Origin of the sequence: Myxococcus sp. CA051A, from assembly GCF_013336705.1 — a bacterium.
Taxonomy (GTDB): Bacteria; Myxococcota; Myxococcia; order Myxococcales; family Myxococcaceae; genus Myxococcus; species Myxococcus llanfairpwllgwyngyllgogerychwyrndrobwllllantysiliogogogochensis.
This window is the reverse complement of the sequence record NZ_JABUMS010000014.1, coordinates 122477-141323: the sequence shown is the minus strand read 5'-3', so window position 1 is coordinate 141323 and position 18847 is coordinate 122477. Positions and strand designations below refer to the sequence as shown.

General features: G+C 68.2%; 13 protein-coding genes. 9 read left to right on the top strand and 4 right to left on the bottom strand.

All coding sequences use genetic code 11. From position 1 onward, the window contains the following. Positions 1–104: 104 nt before the first annotated feature. From HUA74_RS33280 to HUA74_RS33260, 5 genes are all read left to right on the top strand, one after another. Positions 105–704, top strand: coding sequence for a TetR/AcrR family transcriptional regulator (locus HUA74_RS33280; RefSeq protein WP_174457757.1), 600 nt, complete (start codon positions 105–107; stop codon positions 702–704). A 253-nt stretch (positions 705–957) separates the two neighbouring features. Beyond that, a complete protein-coding gene (locus tag HUA74_RS33275) occupies positions 958–4515 on the top strand; it encodes a PepSY domain-containing protein (protein WP_174457756.1) in 3558 nt (1185 codons plus the stop codon). 282 nt (positions 4516–4797) lie between these two features. Continuing rightward, positions 4798–5784 carry a methyltransferase gene (locus HUA74_RS33270; RefSeq protein ID WP_141642511.1) on the top strand — a complete coding sequence of 329 codons (987 nt, stop codon included), beginning with the start codon at positions 4798–4800 and terminating at the stop codon, positions 5782–5784. Positions 5785–5916: 132 nt separating this feature from the next. Next, entirely contained in the window at positions 5917–7599 is a 1683-nt protein-coding gene (locus HUA74_RS33265) for a carbohydrate-binding protein (RefSeq protein ID WP_174457755.1), read from the top strand. 194 nt (positions 7600–7793) lie between these two features. After that, complete coding sequence (locus HUA74_RS33260; protein ID WP_254625349.1) at positions 7794–9443, top strand: cell wall anchor protein; 1650 nt, start codon at positions 7794–7796, stop codon at positions 9441–9443. A gap of 68 nt (positions 9444–9511) precedes the next feature. Here the strand turns inward: HUA74_RS33260 and HUA74_RS33255 are convergent, their stop codons facing one another. From HUA74_RS33255 to HUA74_RS33245, 3 genes are all read right to left on the bottom strand, one after another. Next, complete coding sequence (locus tag HUA74_RS33255; protein WP_174457754.1) at positions 9512–11047, bottom strand: discoidin domain-containing protein; 1536 nt, start codon at positions 11045–11047, stop codon at positions 9512–9514. A 100-nt stretch (positions 11048–11147) separates the two neighbouring features. After that, on the bottom strand, positions 11148–12674 hold the full coding sequence (locus HUA74_RS33250; protein ID WP_174457753.1) for a discoidin domain-containing protein: 1527 nt from the start codon (positions 12672–12674) through the stop codon (positions 11148–11150). Between the two features lie 138 nt (positions 12675–12812). Continuing rightward, the gene (locus HUA74_RS33245; RefSeq protein ID WP_141642507.1) at positions 12813–13571 is read right to left on the bottom strand and encodes an SDR family NAD(P)-dependent oxidoreductase; all 759 of its coding nucleotides are present in this window, start codon (positions 13569–13571) and stop codon (positions 12813–12815) included. 149 nt (positions 13572–13720) lie between these two features. Here HUA74_RS33245 and HUA74_RS33240 point away from each other — a divergent pair, with 149 nt between their 5' ends. Then, complete coding sequence (locus tag HUA74_RS33240; protein WP_174457752.1) at positions 13721–14659, top strand: LysR family transcriptional regulator; 939 nt, start codon at positions 13721–13723, stop codon at positions 14657–14659. 118 nt (positions 14660–14777) lie between these two features. Here HUA74_RS33240 and HUA74_RS33235 read toward each other — a convergent pair whose 3' ends face one another. Further along, complete coding sequence (locus HUA74_RS33235; RefSeq protein WP_174457751.1) at positions 14778–15068, bottom strand: hypothetical protein; 291 nt, start codon at positions 15066–15068, stop codon at positions 14778–14780. A gap of 465 nt (positions 15069–15533) precedes the next feature. Between HUA74_RS33235 and HUA74_RS33230 the strand changes: the two genes are divergently transcribed. The 3 genes from HUA74_RS33230 (at position 15534) to HUA74_RS33220 (ending at position 18846) form a co-directional block, all read left to right on the top strand. Beyond that, the gene (locus HUA74_RS33230) at positions 15534–16580 is read left to right on the top strand and encodes a serine hydrolase domain-containing protein (protein WP_371817343.1); all 1047 of its coding nucleotides are present in this window, start codon (positions 15534–15536) and stop codon (positions 16578–16580) included. A 64-nt stretch (positions 16581–16644) separates the two neighbouring features. Further along, positions 16645–17829 carry a phage capsid protein gene (locus HUA74_RS33225; protein WP_174457750.1) on the top strand — a complete coding sequence of 395 codons (1185 nt, stop codon included), beginning with the start codon at positions 16645–16647 and terminating at the stop codon, positions 17827–17829. A 120-nt stretch (positions 17830–17949) separates the two neighbouring features. Then, positions 17950–18846, top strand: coding sequence for a bestrophin family protein (locus HUA74_RS33220; RefSeq protein WP_141642502.1), 897 nt, complete (start codon positions 17950–17952; stop codon positions 18844–18846). The last annotated feature ends 1 nt before the right edge of the window (position 18847 follow it).

The following is an 18847-nucleotide window of genomic DNA, read 5'->3' as shown; positions in this document are numbered from 1 at the left end:
ATTCAATCTCCGGAATTAATCAGTTGATTGAATCGATAGATTGAATCGGGCTCCGGCGTCAAGCGCGGGGCTCAATGTCCCGTTGTTTCAAGGGTTTGGCGCACATGGGAACCAAGGAGCAGGACGCCCGGGAGCGCATCCTCCGGGCGACCATCGTCTGCCTGGAGCGGGACGGTCTGGACGCCACGGGCATCCGGGAAATCGCGCGTGAGGCGCAGGTGAACAGCGCGGCCATCAGCTACTACTTCCGCAGCAAGGAGAAGCTGATTGCCCAGGCGCTGGAGGCGACGCTGGAGCAGGCCTTCGGCCACGTGCTGGTGGACTTCGACCGGTTGCGCGCCGAGGGGCTGGGCATCCGCGAGGCCTTCGAGACGCTGTTGGAGGACGTCATCGGCAACGTGGGGCGCTACCCGCGAATCGCCCACGCGCACCTCCACGACGCGCTCGTGCATCAGCGCTACGACGGCGCGGCCATCCGGGAGCTCAACGCGTTCCTGGAGGCGCTGTCGGGCAAGCTCGCGCCGGACACCTCTCACCTGACGGAGGAGCGGCGCCGGCTGGCGCTCACGCAAATCTGGTCCTCGGTGTCGCTGATGTCGATGATGCCGCGCGTGTTCGACCAGCTCATCCTCCTGGACTTCCGCACGCTGGAGACGCGGCGCGCGTGGGTGAAACAGTCCTCGCGTCTGCTCTTCCCTGGCTGAGCGGAGCGCGTCAAACGCGGCGCGGAGCGTCAACTCCAGTGCAATGGATGATTTCGCGCCCACCTAGATACGTCAGACTGGAAGTCCTGGTGACTGTTCAGCCGTGGGCTGTCTAGCTCCGCGTGGCAATTGATGTTCTGGCTGGTCCGACACTTCTCGAAAGTAGCGATTTCCTCGTCACAACGCACGGGCTCGACTGAGCGGGTGCTCCCAGGGGGGAGTGTCTGTCATTCGTGACTCGCGGGAGGACCGCATGCGTCTCGTGTCGAAGTGGCTAGCCTGTCTCGTGCTGTGTAGCAGCGCGTTGGCGTGGGCACTCCAGCCCTCACAACCCAGCTCATTGGCGAGCCAGGCGTTTTTCAAGCCGGAGCTCTACCTGCCGGTCTCCAACATCTCCCTGGAGGACGCCCGCTCGAAGTTGAAGGGCGCGGGGCCGAGCGTCTGGGAGGACTTCTTCGCGCGCAACGGGCGGGACTTCCACGTGTACCTGGACCCGCTGACGGGCTCGCCCACCGCCATCCAGGGCGCCATTCCGCTCATCCCCGGCAAGGGCGTGGGCAACACGGTGAGCCTGTCCACGCTCCAGCAGCAGCTCGGCCGCTCCACGGGGGAGGTGGATGCCGCCGTCGTCGCGGACATCCTCTTCAAGTTCCTCAACGACAACCAGGCCGCGCTGGGCGTGGACCTGTTGCAGTTGGACGAGCCGAAAGTCACGCGAGTCACCGACGTGCTCTGGCACGTGCGGGTGCCGCAGCAGGTGGATGGCATCCCTGTGCGGCACGGCCAGCTGGTGGCCACCATCAACCACGGCAACCTCGTCCTGTTGGGCACCGAGGCGTGGAGCAACGTCACCGCGTCCACGCGGCCCACGCTGAGCCCCGAGCAGGCGCTGACGGCGGGCGGTGAGCGCTTCGGCCTCCTGGAGACGCCGGGCACGCTGTGGCAGGCGCCCACGCTGGAGATGGCCCCGCTGGCTCGCGCGGACGCGGGCTTTGGCGAGGGCTACCGCCACCAGCTGGTCTGGACGTATGGCTTCCAGAACCCCGGGGAGACGGAGCGCTGGAAGGTGACGGTGGACGCGCACTCCGGCGAGGTGCTCGCCCTGGAGGATGACAACCACTACCTGGATGCCACCATCAAGGGCGGCATCTACCCGCTGAGCAACACGGAAATCTGCCCGTCCAACACGACGTGCGGGACGATGCAGGTCGACTCGCCCATGCCCTGGGCGAACACGGGCCTGGCCGCGCCCAACAACTTCACCGACAGCGCCGGCGTCCTCAACTACAGCTCCGGCAGCGTCACCACGACGCTGGCCGGCAAGTATGTGCGCGTCAGCGACACCTGCGGCTCTCCGAGCACCACCTCGGCCACCGGCAACATCCAACTGGGCGGCACCAACGGCCAGCATGACTGCGCCACGGGTGGCGGCGGCGCGGGCAACACGCCGGCTTCGCGCTCGGCCTTCTACGAGCTGAACCGCATCGCGGAGCTGGGGCGCGGCTGGCTGCCGGGCAACACGTGGCTGCAGGGGCAGCTCACCGCGAACGTCAACATCAACAGCACGTGCAACGCCTTCTGGAACGGCTCCACCGTCAACTTCTACCGCAGCGGCGGAGGCTGCCGGAACACGGGCGAAATCGCCGCCGTGTTCGACCACGAGTGGGGCCACGGCATGGACGACTTCGACTCCGGCGGCGCGCTCTCCAACTCCAGCGAGGCGTACGCGGACATCGCGTCCATCTACCGGTTGCAGGCCTCGTGCGTGGGCTACGGCTTCTTCGCCACCACGGACCTGGGCTGCGGCAAGACGCCGGACGGCACGGGCTACAACCAGAACGAGGCGCAGGCGGGCGGGACGTGGTGCAACGCGCGCTGCTCGGGCGTGCGCGACGCGGACTACCTGGCGCACGTCAACCAGACGCCGGCCACGCCGCAGAACTTCGTGTGCTCGCGCTGCTCCTCCGGCACGGGCCCCTGCGGTCGGCAGGTGCACTGCGCCGCCGCGCCGGTGCGTCAGGCCGCGTGGGACCTGGTCGCTCGCGATTTGCAGGCCGCGCCGTTCAACTACGACTCCAACACCGCCTTCATCATCGGCAACAAGATTTTCTACCAGGGCAGCGGCAACGTGGGCTCGTGGCACGCCTGCAACTGCTCGGCGGGCACGTCCGACGGCTGCGGCGCGAGCCATGGCTACATGCAGTGGCTGGCGGCGGATGACGACAACGGCAACCTGAACGACGGCACGCCGCACATGACGGCCATCCACGCGGCCTTCAACCGTCACGGCATCGCCTGCTCCACGCCCGCCCCCACCAACGGCGGCTGCGCGACGGGCCCGAAGACGGCGCCCACCGCGACGGCGAGCCCCAGCGACGGCCAGGTGGCGCTGAGCTGGAACTCGGTGCCCAGCGCGAGCGAGTACTGGGTGATGAAGACGGACGGCTACGCCGGCTGTGACTTCGGCAAGGTGCGCGTCGCCACCGTCTCCGGCACCACGTACACGGATGCCGAGGTCGCCAACGGGCGGCAGTACTGCTACTCCGTCGTCCCCGCCAGCTCCACCGCCTGCTACGGCCCCGCCGCCGCGTGTGTCTGCGCGACGGCCGGAGGCCCCTGCACGCCGCCGGGCACCGCCACGCTCTCCACGCCGGCGGATGGCGCGGCGAACGTCGCGCTGGCCCCCGTGCTCGACTGGGCGGACGTGTCCGGCGCCACCACGTACGAGGTGCAGGTGGCCACGGACGCTGGGTTCGGCACCGTGGTGCGCTCCGCCACTGCGCTCACCAGCAGCACGTGGACGGTGACCCCCGCGCTGACGGCCAACACGCCGTACTTCTGGCGCGTTCGCGCGGTGAGCGGCTGCGGCACCAGCGCGTACAGCACGGCCTTCCGCTTCACCACCGCGGACACCACGTGTCAGCCGGCCGCGGCGCCCACGCTGTCCACCCCGGCCAACGGGGCGGCCAACGTCGCGCTGGCCCCGGCGCTCGACTGGAGCGATGTCACGGGCGCCACCGCGTACGAGGTGCAGGTAGCGGCCGACGCGGGCTTCTCCAACGTGGTGCGTTCGGCCACGGCGCTCACCAGCAGCACGTGGAGCGTCACGCCCGCGCTCACCGCCAACACGCAGTACTTCTGGCGGGCCCGCGCGGTGGATGCCTGCGGCGCTGGCAACTACAGCACCGGCTTCAGCTTCACCACCCAGGCGGGTGGTGGCACCTGCACCTCTCCGGCGCTGGCCACGTATGACGCCTCGCTCGGCACGCCCGCATGCGGGACGGGCTGCGGGTGTGACACCGGCACGCTCGTCAACAGCCGGGGCAGCCAGTTCCTGGCGGCCGAGCCCAACACGCCCAACACGCTCGATGGTTGCCCGGACGGCCCCTTCGGCTTCTACCATTTCGACGAGAGCATCGACCGCGTCGTGCTCAAGAGCGTGGACGGTGGACCCATCACCCCGGGCAAGCAGGTCAAGGTGGACGTGACGGTGTGGTGCTACGACGCCACGGACCGGCTGAACCTCTACACCGCCCCCGTGTCGGGCTTCCCCCTGTGGACGCAGCTCGTCGCCGGCCTGACGTGCACGGGCAGCGGCGCGCGGACGTTCAGCCACACCTTCACGGTGGGCAGCACCGTGGGCCAGCACGCCCTCCGGGCGCAATTCGTCGAGGCCTCCAGCCCGGCGTCGAGCTGCACCTTCGGCCTCTACGACGACAATGACGACGTCGTCTTCGGCGTTGCGGCGGCCGTCGCATCCGGCCCGACCAGCCCCAAGGCCACCCAGGGACGCACGCGCGCCACGCGCTAATCCCTCCCGTCCAAGGCCGCCAGCCCTGTCGCCCCGCGCGCCAGGGCTGGCGGTGTTGTCATTCCCCACCCAGCCCTCCAGGGTCATGCCCTCCAGGGCGAGAGTTCCACCGTCCTTCGTCGCGCCACGGCCAGGTGCGTCACGTCAGGCTTTGGACTGTATGGCTACAGCAGCTGTGTTCAATTGAAGGCAAGGCGGTATGCGGGGGTGTCTGCTTCGTTCCAGGGTCCAGCTAGAATTTCACTTTGCAGGCAATTCAAGCCCTGCTGACCAGGAGCGCGCATGCAACAGCTTCCAGCCCCGGCGTTCATCTTCAATCTCAGCACTGGATATTTCGCCCCACGGTGTCTGCATCTCGTCGCGCAGCTGGGAGTCGCGGATGTCCTGGGCAATACACCGATGACCAGCGAGGAGCTGGCGCGGGCGACGGGGGCGCACGCCGACTCGCTCCACCGGATGATGCGGCTGTTGGCGGCGCACGGGGTGTTCGAGCGGCGCGGGGGCGGCTGGGTCCACACCGAGTACTCCGAGCACCTGAAGGCCAGTCACGCCCACTCGCTGAAGTCCCTGGTGCTGATGTTCGGAGACGACATCAACTGGCGCTCGGCCGGAGCGTTGGGCGTGTCCTCGCGGACGGGTCAGACGGCCTGCGAGGCCGTGACGCCGGGCGGGCTCTGGCCCTACCTGCGGGCCCACCCGGAGGACGCCCGTGTCTTCGACGCGGCGATGACGGGCAAGTCGCACATGGCCATCGCGGCGGTGCTCCAGGCGATGGAGTTCCACCGCTATGAGCACATCGCGGACATCGCCGGCGGCCGGGGCCACATCCTGGCGGCGGTGCTCGACGCCACGCCTCGCTCCCAGGGCACGCTGTTCGACCTGCCGGACGTGGTGCAGAACTCCCAGCCGCACCCCCGCATGAAGACGCAGGCGGGAGACTTCTTCGTGGGGCCGCTGCCCCGCGCCGACGCCTACATCCTGAGCAACATCATCCACGACTGGGCGGACCCGCAGGCCATCTCCATCCTCCGCCAGATTCGCCAGGTGGCTCCGCCCCACGCGGAAGTGCTGGTGATGGAGATGATGTTGCCCGAGGGCCCGGAGCTGCACCCGGCCATGGTGATGGACCTGGTCATGCTGTCGCTGGCCGGAGGGCGCGAGCGCACGCAGGTCCAATACGATGCCCTGTTCGCCGAGGGGGGCTTCAAGCTGGACCGCATCATCCCCACCCACAGCCCCTACTCCATCCTGGTGGGCAAGGTGGCCTGAACCTAAACCCGCTATTTCGTTGAAGATGTCATTGTGTGACAAGAGTCGGACGGGAGGTCCGCGTGCGGGGTGCGCGGACCACTTGTGAAATCGGGCTAGGCTTGGCGGCTCCTTCCCCTCGGGAGCCGCACCATGCTTCGGAGCCTCTGCGTCCTGTGTCTGATGGCCTGCCTCACCTCGGCGTGCTCGGGCGACTCACCCGGGGATGAGGGGCCCGACCTCCAGGCGGACGCGGGCCCGACGGATGGTGGCTCCACGCAGGGGGATGGTGGCGTCGCCGGTGCGTGCGAGCCCTTTGGCCGCTTCGGTGCGCCCGGCACCACGCTCACGCTGCCCGGGCCTTCCGCGAACGGAGAGATGTACATCCCGGATGTGCAGGCCCGCTTCCCGTCCACGAACTGGAGCACGCTGGACCGGCTCTACATCCCCGCGGGGAACTACACGCTCATCAACCTGGGCAACCTGCCTCACCGTCAGGCGAGCCGCCCGCTGGTCATCACCAACACGGGGGGCCAGGTGGTCATCCGCCCCAATCCAGGGTCCTCGCAGGGCTACATCTGGGCCATGAGTGGCGGCTCGAACTGGGTGCTCACCGGCCGCTATGACGCGGACTCGGGCACGGGCCACGCGGACTTTCCGGGGCACCGCTGTGGCGCATATGCGACGTCGCGGGAGCGCTACGGCATCCTCAGCGACGACATCTTCCTGGGCGACGGCCACATGGGGCTGGGCATCGGTGGGGCGCACAGCTTCGAGCTGGAGTATCTGGAAATCACCCGCGCGGGCTTCGCGGGCCTGCGCATCCTCCGCGAGAAGAACAGCGACGGCACGGTGTCGCCGCTCAACGACATCAAACTGCACGACCTCTACATCCATGACACCGCCAGCGAGGCCATCTACTTCGGCTCCACGCAGGGCGCGCCCACGCCGCTGGGCTCCAACCTGAAGGTCTACAACAACCGGCTGGTGCGCACCGGGACGGAGTCCCTCCAGATTCAGAACCTGGGCGACGGCACGGAGGTCCACCACAACGTGTTCGCCTACGGCGCCATCGACTGGCGCGCGGCCTTCGCGAACTACCAGGACAACAACTCCCAGGCCCAGGTGCGCGGCGGCACCATCCGCTTCCACCACAACGTCTTCGTGGGCGGAGCCGGCGCGCTGCTCAACTTCTTCGCGCAGCCGGAGACTGGAGACGTGCCGCTCAACGTGGAGTTCACCGACAACTACTTCGCGGACACGCTGTCGCTGGGCATCTGGTTCGGCGGCACGGTCGGCGCGGGGGCCCGGTTCAACTGGGAGCGCAATGCCTTCCGGGGGCTCGAGTTCGGCTACCAGGGCGTCTACCCGACCGCCACGGACCCGGGCGTCGTGCTCAGCAAGGCGGGGACGATTACCGCCCCCATCACCCTGAAGGAGAACCGCTGGGAGGGCAGCCGCCGGTTCATCTCCGGCCTGACGGGTGGCAGCGGGACGGTGGGCTCGGTGACGGCCACCGGCAACGTGAATGGGGCCGTCACCGCGCTGACGTTCGTCGACACGGGCCTTCCGGCTGGCACCACGACGCGCCAGTTGGAGCGCTGGACGGACAAGGCCACCCTGGCGCCCGGCTCACCCGAGATGACGTACGCGGCGGGCGCGCTGGTGATGCATGACGGGCAGCTGTACCGGGCGCGTGTCCAGAACACCAACAAGCCCCCTCCGGCCAACTCCGCGCAGTGGGAGCACCTGCCCGTGCCCGTGGATGACCTGCGCACCGCGCCCGGCACCGAGTGGGCCCAGCGTGGCGTGGGCCTCCTGGACGTCGCGCCGTAGGGTGAAACGAACCATCCGGGCGGAATCAGATACCTCCGCTCGGATGGTTGCCGTGGAAGTTTTCAGCAATGGCTGACATGTGCTGTTGAGACTTCTGTTTTTCTCAGCGTGTCTCTCCCATCTTTTCCCATTTCCTGAGATAGCAGGGCTCGATAGCGAGGCGGCCTCGCCGAGCTGCTCTTCGGGAGATTGGAATGACATTGAAGGTCTTCAGTCAGGGTGTTTCACGTTGGGTTGTATCAGTCTCATTGCTGGCGTTGGGCGCCTGCGGGCCGCTGGAGTCCGAGTCCGCGCCGAGCAGCTCGGAGGAGGCTCCGGCGTCGGTGGGGGCCGCGCGGCAGGCGGTGTCCTCGGTGAGCCACCGGGCGAGCACGACGGCCTGGGGCAAGACTGTCACCTCGCTGACGCTCACCAAGCCGGCGGGAACCGTCGCGGGTGACGTGCTGCTGGTGCGCCTCAGCAACCGCAACAACGTGGCGGCGGTGGCGACGGCGCCCGCGGGCTGGACATTCCTTCGCTCGGACCAGAGCGCGTCGCAGATAAAGGCGTGGGTCTTCTACAAGGTCGCCGGGGCTTCGGAGCCGGCGAGCTACGCGTTCACCTTCGACGCCGCCTACTACGTCGCCGGCAGCATCTCCGCGTTCTCCGGCGCGAACCCCACCAACCCCATCGACGCGCAGAGCGGCCAGAAGAACGGCAACCTGGCGACCATGGACAGCCCGGCCATCACCACGACCTCGGCGAACGGGCTGGCGGTGTGGTTCGGCTCGCAGCTGTGGGCGGGCGCCACGTGCCCCGTTGACCCGCTGACGCCTCCCACGGGGTTCACCGAGGCCTTCGAGGCGTGCCTGCAGTCCTCGGACCGGGGCATCCTCTTCGACATGGCGTGGAAGGAGCTGGGGGCGGCGGGCGTGCAGCCCGCGTTCAACGGCGTGTCGACGCTGCCCAACACCAACATCGCGCAGGTCGTCGCTCTCCGGGCCGCGGACGCGCCCACGTGCACCGTGGGTGACACCTTCGCCACGACGTGGACGCTGATGGGCAACGTGTCCGCGCCGCTCATCGTCGAGCCGTCGGGCCTGGCCGCCAGCCGCGTCACCCCGGGCGCCATCTACGTCCACAACGAGGACGTCAACGACATCGTCGCCATCAGCACCACCACCGCGGCCACGCTGGGCTCCTTCAAGGTGGCGGGCGTGACGCCGCAGGACTGGGAAGACGTGGCCACCGGGCCGTGCCCCACGGGCTTCTGCATCTACATGGGAGACATTGGCCGCTCGAGCGCGAGCCTGCCCATCCCTCCGAACACGTTCTACGTCTACCGCATCCCCGAGCCGAACATCGGCGCGGGCCAGACGAGCGGGGATTTGACGGCGCAGCAGTTCCCCTTCGTGTATCCGGATGGCGGCAAGGACGCCGAGGCCATCATGGTCCACCCCGTCACCGCGGACATCTACATCATCACCAAGTCCGGCTCGGGGTTGAGCAAGGTGTACAAGATGCCCAATCCGTTGCCGGCGCCGGGTGTGCAGTCCACGCTCATCTTCGTGTCCAACCTCCAGCTGCCCGTGGTTCCGGACCAGCCGAACTGGTCCTACACCACGTCCGCGGCCATCCACCCGTGCTCCAACCGCTTCATCCTGCGCACGTACAAGACCGTGTATGAGTTCCGCGCGGCGCCGGGAGCGGCCTTCGAGACGGCCTTCGCGGCGGCGCCCGTCACCCTCACGGACACCGTGGAAGGGCAGGGCGAGGCCATCGAGTACGACCCGAGCGGCGCGAGCTATTACACGATGAGCGAGAGCCCCTCGCCCTTCAAGCTCAAGCGCGTCCTGCGTCAGTAGCGGGTTGAACCCAGGTGTCCCCGGAGCGTGCTTCGTCCGGGGACACCCAGGGGCGCCAGCCGACGAGGTCAGGGGGCCTTGCGCACCTGGCTCACGAGCCAGTTCTGCGCGTCGGAGCGGCTCCAGAAGATGTCCCAGCCGCTGTGTCCACCCGTCGGATTCACGGTGACCTGGAACTCTCCCGTGTAGCCCGGGCAGGCGCGGACGCGCGGCTGGACGCCATCCCAGGGGTTGGTCCAGTTCCACGCGCCGAACGTGCCGTCGTCCTCGTTGCCCGCGGCCCAGATGGGGAAGGCCTCCATCAAGCAGATGGGCGACGTGAACGGCGGGAAGTACGCCTGAGGCATGGCGCCGGCATACGTGCTCCGGTACGTGGCAATCTGGTCATTCACGCCCGCGGCGCCGGACGACAGGCCCGTCATCGTCACGCGCTCCGGGTCGGCGCCGTAGAGGGTGATGGCCTCCAGCACCAGTGCGTGGACGCCGGGGGCGTGCCACCAGGTGTCGATGGCCTCTTTGATCTTCGGTCCGTTGGGCGCGACGACGATGCCTGGGAAGGTGTCGACCAACGCCTTGCCTGGGATGAGCTGTCGGATGAAGCCCTCCGGGTTGCTCCCCACCTGCGTGTGGTTCTCGTCCAACGTGGTGCCGCCCCGGCCGTGCAGGGAGAGCACGAGCGGGTACTTCTTGCCGGGCACGGTGCCGTAGTCCTTGGGCAGGAAGACGGCCGAGTCGTAGCTGTTGCCCCGAGACCAGACGTGGAGCTTGCCCGCGCGAGGGTCCGCGGAGGGTGTCGCCGGCTGCACCGTGACGCTCACCGTGTCCGAGCCCGTGGCCCCGCCGTTGTCCGTGGCGGTGAGCCTGAACACATAGACGCCTTGCGAGAGGCCACTGGCGCTCGGGGACTGCGCGGTGGGTGATGACAGCGTGGCCGTCGTCGGGCCGGAGACCTGCGTCCAGGCGTAACCGGTGACGGTTCCGTCCGAGTCGCTGGCCGAGCCCTGGAGCTGCGCGGTGCTGACGGGCAGGGTGATGGAGACGTCATTGCCCGCGAAGGCGGACGGAGGCTGGTTGCCCTGCAGGGCTCCGAAGACAAGGAACTCGCGCACGCGGCAGTAGTTGTCGTCCGCTCCCAGCTTGCACTGCACTCGCAGATAACGCGCGTCCAGGGGCTGGGTGAAGGTGAAGGTCCGGCCCGGCAGGGTGTTGCCGGTGATGGAGCCTCCTGGCACCAACTGGTAGTCGGCGGTGTTGCTCGCCCGGTAGAGGATGTCGAAGTCCACCATCCGGCCAAACGTGTCGTCCTTGCCGAAGTAGAGGGTGAGGCTGTCCACGCGGTGCAGCGCCTGGAGGTCCACCTCCAACCACTCCGGATTCGAGGGCAGCGGATTGACGCCCGAGCACCAGCGGTCATCCGGGCTGTTGAAGACGCCGTTGAACGCCTTGGCGTGCCCGAAGGTGTCGGGATAACCGATGGGATGTACGGACGACGCGGAGGCCGGCTTGCCGAGCGCCACGTTGGTGGACTGCGCGAGGGCGGCGGGGGACAGGGGAAGCAAGAGGACACACAGCGCTGTGGCGAGACTCCGGGGGTGCCAGGGCATGCGGACGCCTTTCGGGGGTGGGGGAACAGATGTGATGCGAGGGCAGAAGCAGGCGTGATGCCGGAAGGCACCTCCACCCGCTTCCGCCCCGTCGTGAAGCTCAGGGCGTCTGGCGCACCTGGCTCACGAGCCAGTTCTGCGCGTCGGAGCGGCTCCAGAATTCATCCCAGCCGCTGTGCGTGGTTCCCGGCATCACGGTGACCTGGAATTCGCCGGTGTAGCCGGGGCACTGCCGGACCTGGGTCAGCAGGCCGTCGGTGGGGTTGGTCCACTTCCAGGCGTTGAACGTCCCATCGCCCACGTTGCCCGCCGCCCAGAGGGGGAAGTCCTCGAGGATGCAGACCGGGTTGGCCAGGGGCGTGGTGTAGGCCACCGGCATGCCGCCGGCGTAGGTGCTCCGGTACGAGAGCATCTGCTCATTCACACCCCCGCCGCCGAAGGAGAGGCCCGTCATCGTCACGCGGTCCGGGTCGATGTTGTAGAGACTGATGGCCTGCAGCACCAGGGTGTGGGTGCGGGCCGAGTCCCACCAGGTGTCATGGGCCCCCCCGATGTTGGGCCCATTGGGCGCGATGACGACGGCGGGGTAGGTGTTGACGATGGGCTTGCCGGGGATGAGCTGCCGGATGAATCCCTCCGGGTTGCCGAGCACCTGGGTGTGGTTCGCGGTGAGAGTGGTGCCGCCCCGGCCGTGCAGCGAGAGGACCAGGGGATACTTCTTCGCTGGAAGCGCGCCGTACTCGATGGGGAGGAAGACGGCGGTGTCGTAGATGCCGCCGCGAGACCAGACGTGAAGCTTGCCCGCGCGCGGGTCCACCGGCGCGGTGCTCGGATGCACCGTGACGCTCACGGTGTCGGATGAGGTGGAGCCGCCGTTGTCGGTGGCGGTGAAGCGGAAGATGTACGTCCCGCTCGTCAGCCCGCTGGCGCTCACAGTCGACGTCGTTGCTCCCGTCAGCGTGGCCGGCGTGGGGCCGAAGACCTGCTGCCAGAGGTAGCTGGCGATGGTGCCATCGCCATCAGTGGCCGTTCCCGGGAGTTGCACCGTGCTGACTGGCAGGACGACGGCCGTGTCGTGGCCCGCGAAGGCGGTGGGCGGCTGGTTGGCGAGGCGGACACCCAGCACCTCCAGTTCCCGCACCCGGCACAGGCCGTCGCCTGATGCGCGCTTGCACAGGAGGCGCACGTAGCGCGTCTCCACGGGTTGGGCGAGTTGGAACGTCCAGGTGGGCAGCGTGTTGTTGGTGACGGAGGCGCCGGCAATGGGCTGGAAGCTGTCCGTGGCGGCGAACCGATGCTGGACGTCGAAGTCGAGCATCTGCAGTCCCACCGTGGTGTCTCGGCCGGAGTGCAGCCTGAGCCCGTCGATGCGATGCACCGCCTGGAGGTCCACCTCCAGCCACTCCGGGGTCGACGCCGCGGGCGGCGTGGCGGAGGCCCACCGGTCCTCGGTGTTGAGGATGCCGTTGAACGCCTTGGCATGCCCATACAGCAAGGGGGCTCCATTGGCATGCACCGAGGACGCCGAAGAGGCCTTTCCTTGCGCGACATTCGCCGACTGCGCCCATGCGGGCAGGGCGAGCAGGGACAGGACCGCGGCGAGGAGACGTCGGGGTTTCCAGGTCATGGGAGGCCTTTCGGGAAAGGACTCACATGATTGGGTTGGTTGAACGCGGTGTTAAGGGGAATCTCCAATGCCTTGTTTTTGCAAGAGATTGATGTGCCACTTTGTTGCAAATGTACCCACGGGGCATAAGCCTGGAGCTCAGGCGTTGAAGCCGCCGTCCACGTCGAGGGTAGCGCCGGTGACGAAAGAGGCCTGCGGGCTGGCGAGGAATGCGACGGCGGCGGCGATCTCCTCGGGCTGGCCGTAGCGTCCGAGCGCGGTGCCGGCGCGCTGCACCGGGGCGCTGGCGCCGGTGGCGGGATTCATGTCGGTGTCGATGGGGCCGGGCTGGATGAGATTGACGGTGATGCCTCGGGGGCCCAGGTCGCGAGCCCAGCCTCGGGTGTACGCGGCGATGGCGGCCTTGGTGGCGGCGTAGTCTCCGAGCCCCGCGAAGGGCGTGTGGCTGGCGATGCCGGAGCCGATGGAGATGATGCGCCCGCCTTCGCGCAGCAGGGGCACGGCGGAGCGGACGGCGGCGACGACCCCGTGGACGTTGACGGAGAACTGGTGCTCGAGCGCCTCGAGGTCGCTGGCGGGGTCTCCGACGACGGCGGTGTGGAAGATGCCCGCGTTGTTGACGAGCACGTCGAGGCGGCCGAAGCGCCGCGCGACCTCGTTGACCAGGGCCTCCACCTGCTGGGGTGAGGCCTGGTCGGCCTTCAACGCTGCGGCGCGGACTCCCCGTGTCTTCAGCTCCTCGACGAGCGCCTGGGCCTTTGTCTCGGAGGAGGCGTAGCTGATGGCGACGTCCGCGCCTTCATCCGCCAGGGCCCGGGCGATGGCCGCGCCCAGGCCGCGCGAGCCACCGGTGATGAGGGCCACCCTGCCTTCGAGGTTCTTGCGTGTCTTCGTCATGGCGTGTCTCCGGTGTGGGGTTTCGATGAGGCAAGGGTAGGGGCCTCGCCTCGCGGGAGAAACGCCGGGCCTGGGACAGGACTGTTTCCATTCGAGTAATAATCGCCGGAGCCCGGGACTTCCCTTCGGGCCGCTTCGAGGACGACTCCATGGATCAGCTCACCGCGATGCGGGTATTCGCCCGCGTGGTCGAGGCCGGCACCTTCACCCGGGCCGCGGACACGCTGAAGATGCCCAAGCCCTCGGTGACGAAGCTGGTCCAGGGGTTGGAGGAGCACCTTCAAGTCAAGCTGCTCCAGCGCACCACCCGCCGCGTGACGGTGACGCCCGAGGGCGCGGCGTACTACGAGCGCACGGCGAGGCTCCTGGCGGACCTGGAGGACATCGAAGCGGATGTGTCGAACGCTCGGACGCGTCCTCGGGGACGGTTGCGGGTGGACGCGGGGTCCTCGGTGTCCAACTTCCTGCTCATCCCCGCGCTGCCGGCGTTCCGGGCGAAGTACCCGGACATCCAGTTGGAGCTGGGGGTGAGTGACCGCTCGGTGGACCTGGTGGGTGACGGCGTGGACTGCGTGATTCGCGGAGGTGTGCTGCCGGACCAGTCGCTGGTGGCGCGGCGCATCGGAGAGTTGGAGTTCCTGTCGTGCGCTACTCCCGAGTACCTGAAGCGCAAGGGCAAGCCCGTGCATCCCTCGGACCTCCAGGAGGGCCATGACATCGTGAGCTACTTCTCCACGAGGACGGGACGGCTCGTGCCGTTGTCCTTCATCCCACGGGAAGGAGAGCGCATCGATGTGATGGGGCGCTCCAGCGTGGCCGTCAACGAGAGCACCGCGCACTTGTCGGCGGTACTGGCGGGGCTGGGCGTGACGCAGCTTCCCGCCTTCGTGGCCCGGCCTCATCTGGACAGCGGGGCGCTGGTTCAAATCCTGGATGAGTGGCAGGGGCCGCCGTTCCCTCTCTTCATCGTCTATCCGCAGAACCGGCACGTGAGCGCCAAGCTCCGTGCGTTCGTGGACTGGGCGGTGGAGCTGTTCGCGCCGTTCAGGCCTCGGCGTGAGGTCACGGAGCTCGCGGCCCGGCGGTGAAGAAGGACCGGTGCGGCGCCCTTTATCGACGGGAGGCAGAGCGCTTCGTCGAGGCGTAGGGCGCTCTGGGCTGTCGCTATCAGCTCAAGGCGATTCCTGGAGGGCGTCGTGCTGGACCTCAGGCGTCATCGCCGGGCTGGACGTCAGGCGTCAGCGCCTGGCTGGCGTCGTCCGCGTTGAGGACTTCTTCGCCGCTGGCTTCCGCGTTGAGGACTTCTTCGCCGCTGGCTTTCGCGCGGAAGGCTTCTTCGCCGCGCTCTTCTTCGCCACCGTCTTCCTCGTGGAGGTCTTCTTCGCCGCGCTCTTCGTCACCGCCGTCTTCCGCGTGGAGGTCTTCTTCGCGGAGGCGGAATTCGCCGCGACCTTCGTCGTGGTCGCCGAGGCTTCGCCGGTCAGGGCCTTCGTCCATCGCTGGATGTAGTCAGCGCGAGTCGTCGCGTCGGGGAGTCCTTCCGCATGCAGGGCGACGGTGTGGCCGCGCGCCGCCGGGAGGACACGGAGTTGCGCGGTCCGCGGTCGTGGCCAGTCGATGCGATTCAGTCGGATGCGGAGCAGGGTTGGAGGCCTCGCCCGAATCACGACGACGTCCGTCCCGTCCTTGAGGGTGGTCAGGTCTCCCTCCTTGAACGTGGCCCGTGCGGGTGAGAGCCATCGCCCCAGGCCTTTCGCCTCCGCCCAGTTCCGCCACGCCTCTTCGGCCGTCATGTCGAAGGTTTGTCGGGCTCCGGCCCCATACGTCCCATCCGCTGCAAGTCCGGTCGGCATTTGCTTCCTCCTTGGGTGCTGACCATGGAGAGGGCAGCGCGTCCAGGCAACCACGAACTGGCGACACGTCTCCGCACAGCCCGCGTCCGCCATGGTGTAGACAATCTCCGTGAACTCCCCTCCGTCCCTCGCCACGCTGCTTCAGGATGAGACCCGTCGCTACGTGCGGAGCTATCGCTCGGCTTCGCTGTGCGCGGGCCTGACCTCACGCGGCGAGCACCACGTCCAGGCCTTCCGAGGGAAGGGCACCCCGCCTCCCGACAACGCCTTGTTCTCCCTGGGCGGACTCACCCAGGTCTTCACCGGCGCCCTGCTGGGCCTCCTGATGGAGCAGGGCAAGGCACGACTCGACATGCCGCTCTCCGAGGTGATTCCCCGCTCGCTCCTCCCCGATGCGGACGCGGGCCGAATCACCCTGGAGCAGCTCGCCACGCACACCTCTGGCATGCCCCACCTGCCGCCCAATCTCGATGCGGCACCTCGCAATCCCGAAGACCCGTTCGGCCACTATTCCGCGAACCTCTTCGGTGACTTCCTCCGGACCTACCACCCCCAACTTCCCCCTCCGCGCCCCGTCTCCGAGTCCCTGCTCGGCATGGGCGTCCTGGGCCACGCGCTCTCCCGACGCGCGGGACTCAACTACGGGCACGCGCTGCGCGACCTGCTCTTCACTCCCCTGAAGCTCAGCGACACCTCGGCACGGGTGACGGACGAACTGGCGCCTCGCCTGCTCCCCGGCCACACCGCGCGCGGCCGGCCCGTGCCCGCCTGGACCTTCCCAGCACTGCCGGGTGCGGGTGCGCTCCACTCCACCGTGCCGGACCTGCTGCGCTTCCTCGACGCGAGCCTCGGCCGCGCCGACGAGTCCCTCTCACGCCCCCTGAAGATGTCTCTGCTTCCGCGCACCGAAGGCGGCGCCGTGCGCATGGGGCTCGGCTGGTCCATCTCCCAGCTTCGTGGCCACACCGTGGCGTGGTGCTCGTCGGTGATGGGCGGGTATGTCGGCTTCATCGGCCTGGCGCCCTCCGTGGACGCGGGCGTCGTCCTGCTCTCGAACCACGGCTGGTCCCTGCTCGCCGCGCTTCGAGGTCGCGTCCCCCTGGAGGCCCCTGGCTTCGCGCTCCTCTCCCGACTCCTCGCGGAGACGACAACTTAGCATTTCAAGAAAATCGGCTTTATGGGCTTGAGCAGATAAAACACGAAAGGGCACGCTGGAGCGCATGACACCTGCTCCCGTGCTTCGGACTGGCCGCTGTTCTGATTCGCGCCCCCTGGCTGTGCTCGTCCTGGTGGCGGCGCTCGCCGCGTGTGGACCCGAAGCGCCTCGCGATGAAGCCGAGCCGCTGGAGCGAAGAGAGGACGCACTGCCCGCGGGCGGTTGGCGGACGCTGATGGCGAGCGGCGGCGCGCCCATCCGGAACATCACCCGCCGCTCGGATGGACTGCTGATTGGCGGCGCGAGCGCGGGGACGCGCGTCGACGTCTGGACGAGCGGCAACGGTGGTGCGAGCTGGTCGCTCCACGGCTCCGTCGCGAACAACCCCGCGGTGCAGTTCGGCGACGTGACGATGCGAGCCATTCCAGGGACACGCACCATCTTCTGTGCGTTCCGCGAGTACGCCGGCGGCCAGTACCGCATCACCATCACCCGGAGCGACAACGACGGAGACCACTGGGTCTACGACAGCACCGTCATCGGCCCCGTCACCCGCTTCGTCGGAGCGCCCTTCCTCTTCCAGCGCGCGAATGGAGACCTGCAAGTCTATTACGACTCCGAGCCGCTCGCCGCGCAGCGCGGCTATCCGGGCCACCAGTGGATTGCCATGCAGGGACGCGCGGGAATCTCGGGGCCGTGGACCGCGTATGGCGTCGTCGCCGTGGCGTGGGACAAGCGCGCTGGAGCGCTGAACCGCGAGGGCATGCCCACCGTCGTCCAGCTCGGAGGAGACCGGTTGATGGTCGTCGTGGAGGGCGTGGAGGCCTTCGCCACCGGCGGCGCGCGCGCCAATGTCATCAACGCCGTGCAGTCCTGGGACGGCGGCAGGACATGGGACGAGTCCCTGCGGCGCACCGTCTATCGCTCCCGTGTCGACCCGGGCTCCGGGCGTCGCTACAACGCCTACGTCCCGTATGCCATCCGCGTGGGCAATGGCCCCGTCGGCGTCGCCTTCTGCACAGACGAGGACAAGGTGGGAGCGCCCGACCTGTCGAGCGCCCCCGTGGACCAGCGCAACTGCCACGTCGGCTACGTCAGCACCACGGTCAACTTCGAGACGTGGTCGGCCCCGAGCCCCGTGTGGACCGCGACGTCCCGCAACTACACGCCGGGTCTCTACGAGCGCGCTCCCAACGACGTCATCGCGGTGATTGACGCGCTCGGCGGAAACCGCGTGCTCCAGCCGTAGTCACGAGGCCCGAGGCCAGCCCTTTCTCATGGAAGAGAGGGCTGGACACACCAGCAGCCCCTGGACGAAAAGGTTGCGGCACGGTTTCAAGCGCCGTGGCAGCCTACGTCCTCGAATCCCATGGTTGAGTACGATCCGCATCGTTGGTGGAGTTACTTCCACTATCTCAAGGGCTCGATGGTCCGCGAAATCGTGGCCCGAGTCATGGTCTGCGTCCTGTGGGCGCTGGGCGTCACCATCTTCCATTCCCATGTCCGCTCGGTGGCGATTCCCCCCACGGTCCACACGCTGGCGGGAATCTCCCTGAGCCTCCTGCTCGTCTTCCGCACGAACTCCTCCTATGACCGCTTCTGGGAGGGGCGGAAGCTGTGGGGTGGCATCGTCAACGAGACGCGCAACCTGGCGCGCGCCGCGGGCGTCTTCCTCCAGTCCGAGCCCGCCCTCTACGCCGCGCTGCTGCGGTGGACGGCCGCCTTCCCCTTCGCGTCCGCGTCGTTCCTGCGCACCAAGGCGGAGCTGGGGCCCCTGGCCCAGGAGCTGCCTCCGGACGAGGTGGCGGAGGTGATGCGCGCGCAGCACGTGCCGTTCGCGGTGGCGCGGAAGATGAGCGCGCTGCTCGACGCCGGCCGGCGCAAGGGCCTCTATTCCGAGTACGTGCAGATGCAACTGGACCAGGACGTCCACCTGCTCGTCGACTACATCGGCGGCTGTGAGCGCATCCGCAAGACGCCCATCCCCTTCGCGTATGTGATGCACCTGCGCCGGGCGCTGCTCGTCTTCTGCTACACGCTGCCCTTCGCGCTGGTGGAGTCCTTCGGTGGGCTGACCGTGCTCGCCACGTTCGTCGTCGCGTACATCTTCTTCGGCATCGAGGAGATCGGCGTCGAAATCGAAGACCCCTTCGGCCACGACGACAACGACCTGCCGCTGGACTCCATCTGCAACACCATCCACGCCAACCTGAACGCGCTCATGCCCGCTGAGCCGCCGGCGCGTCAGGCCCCCCCGGCCGCCTGAG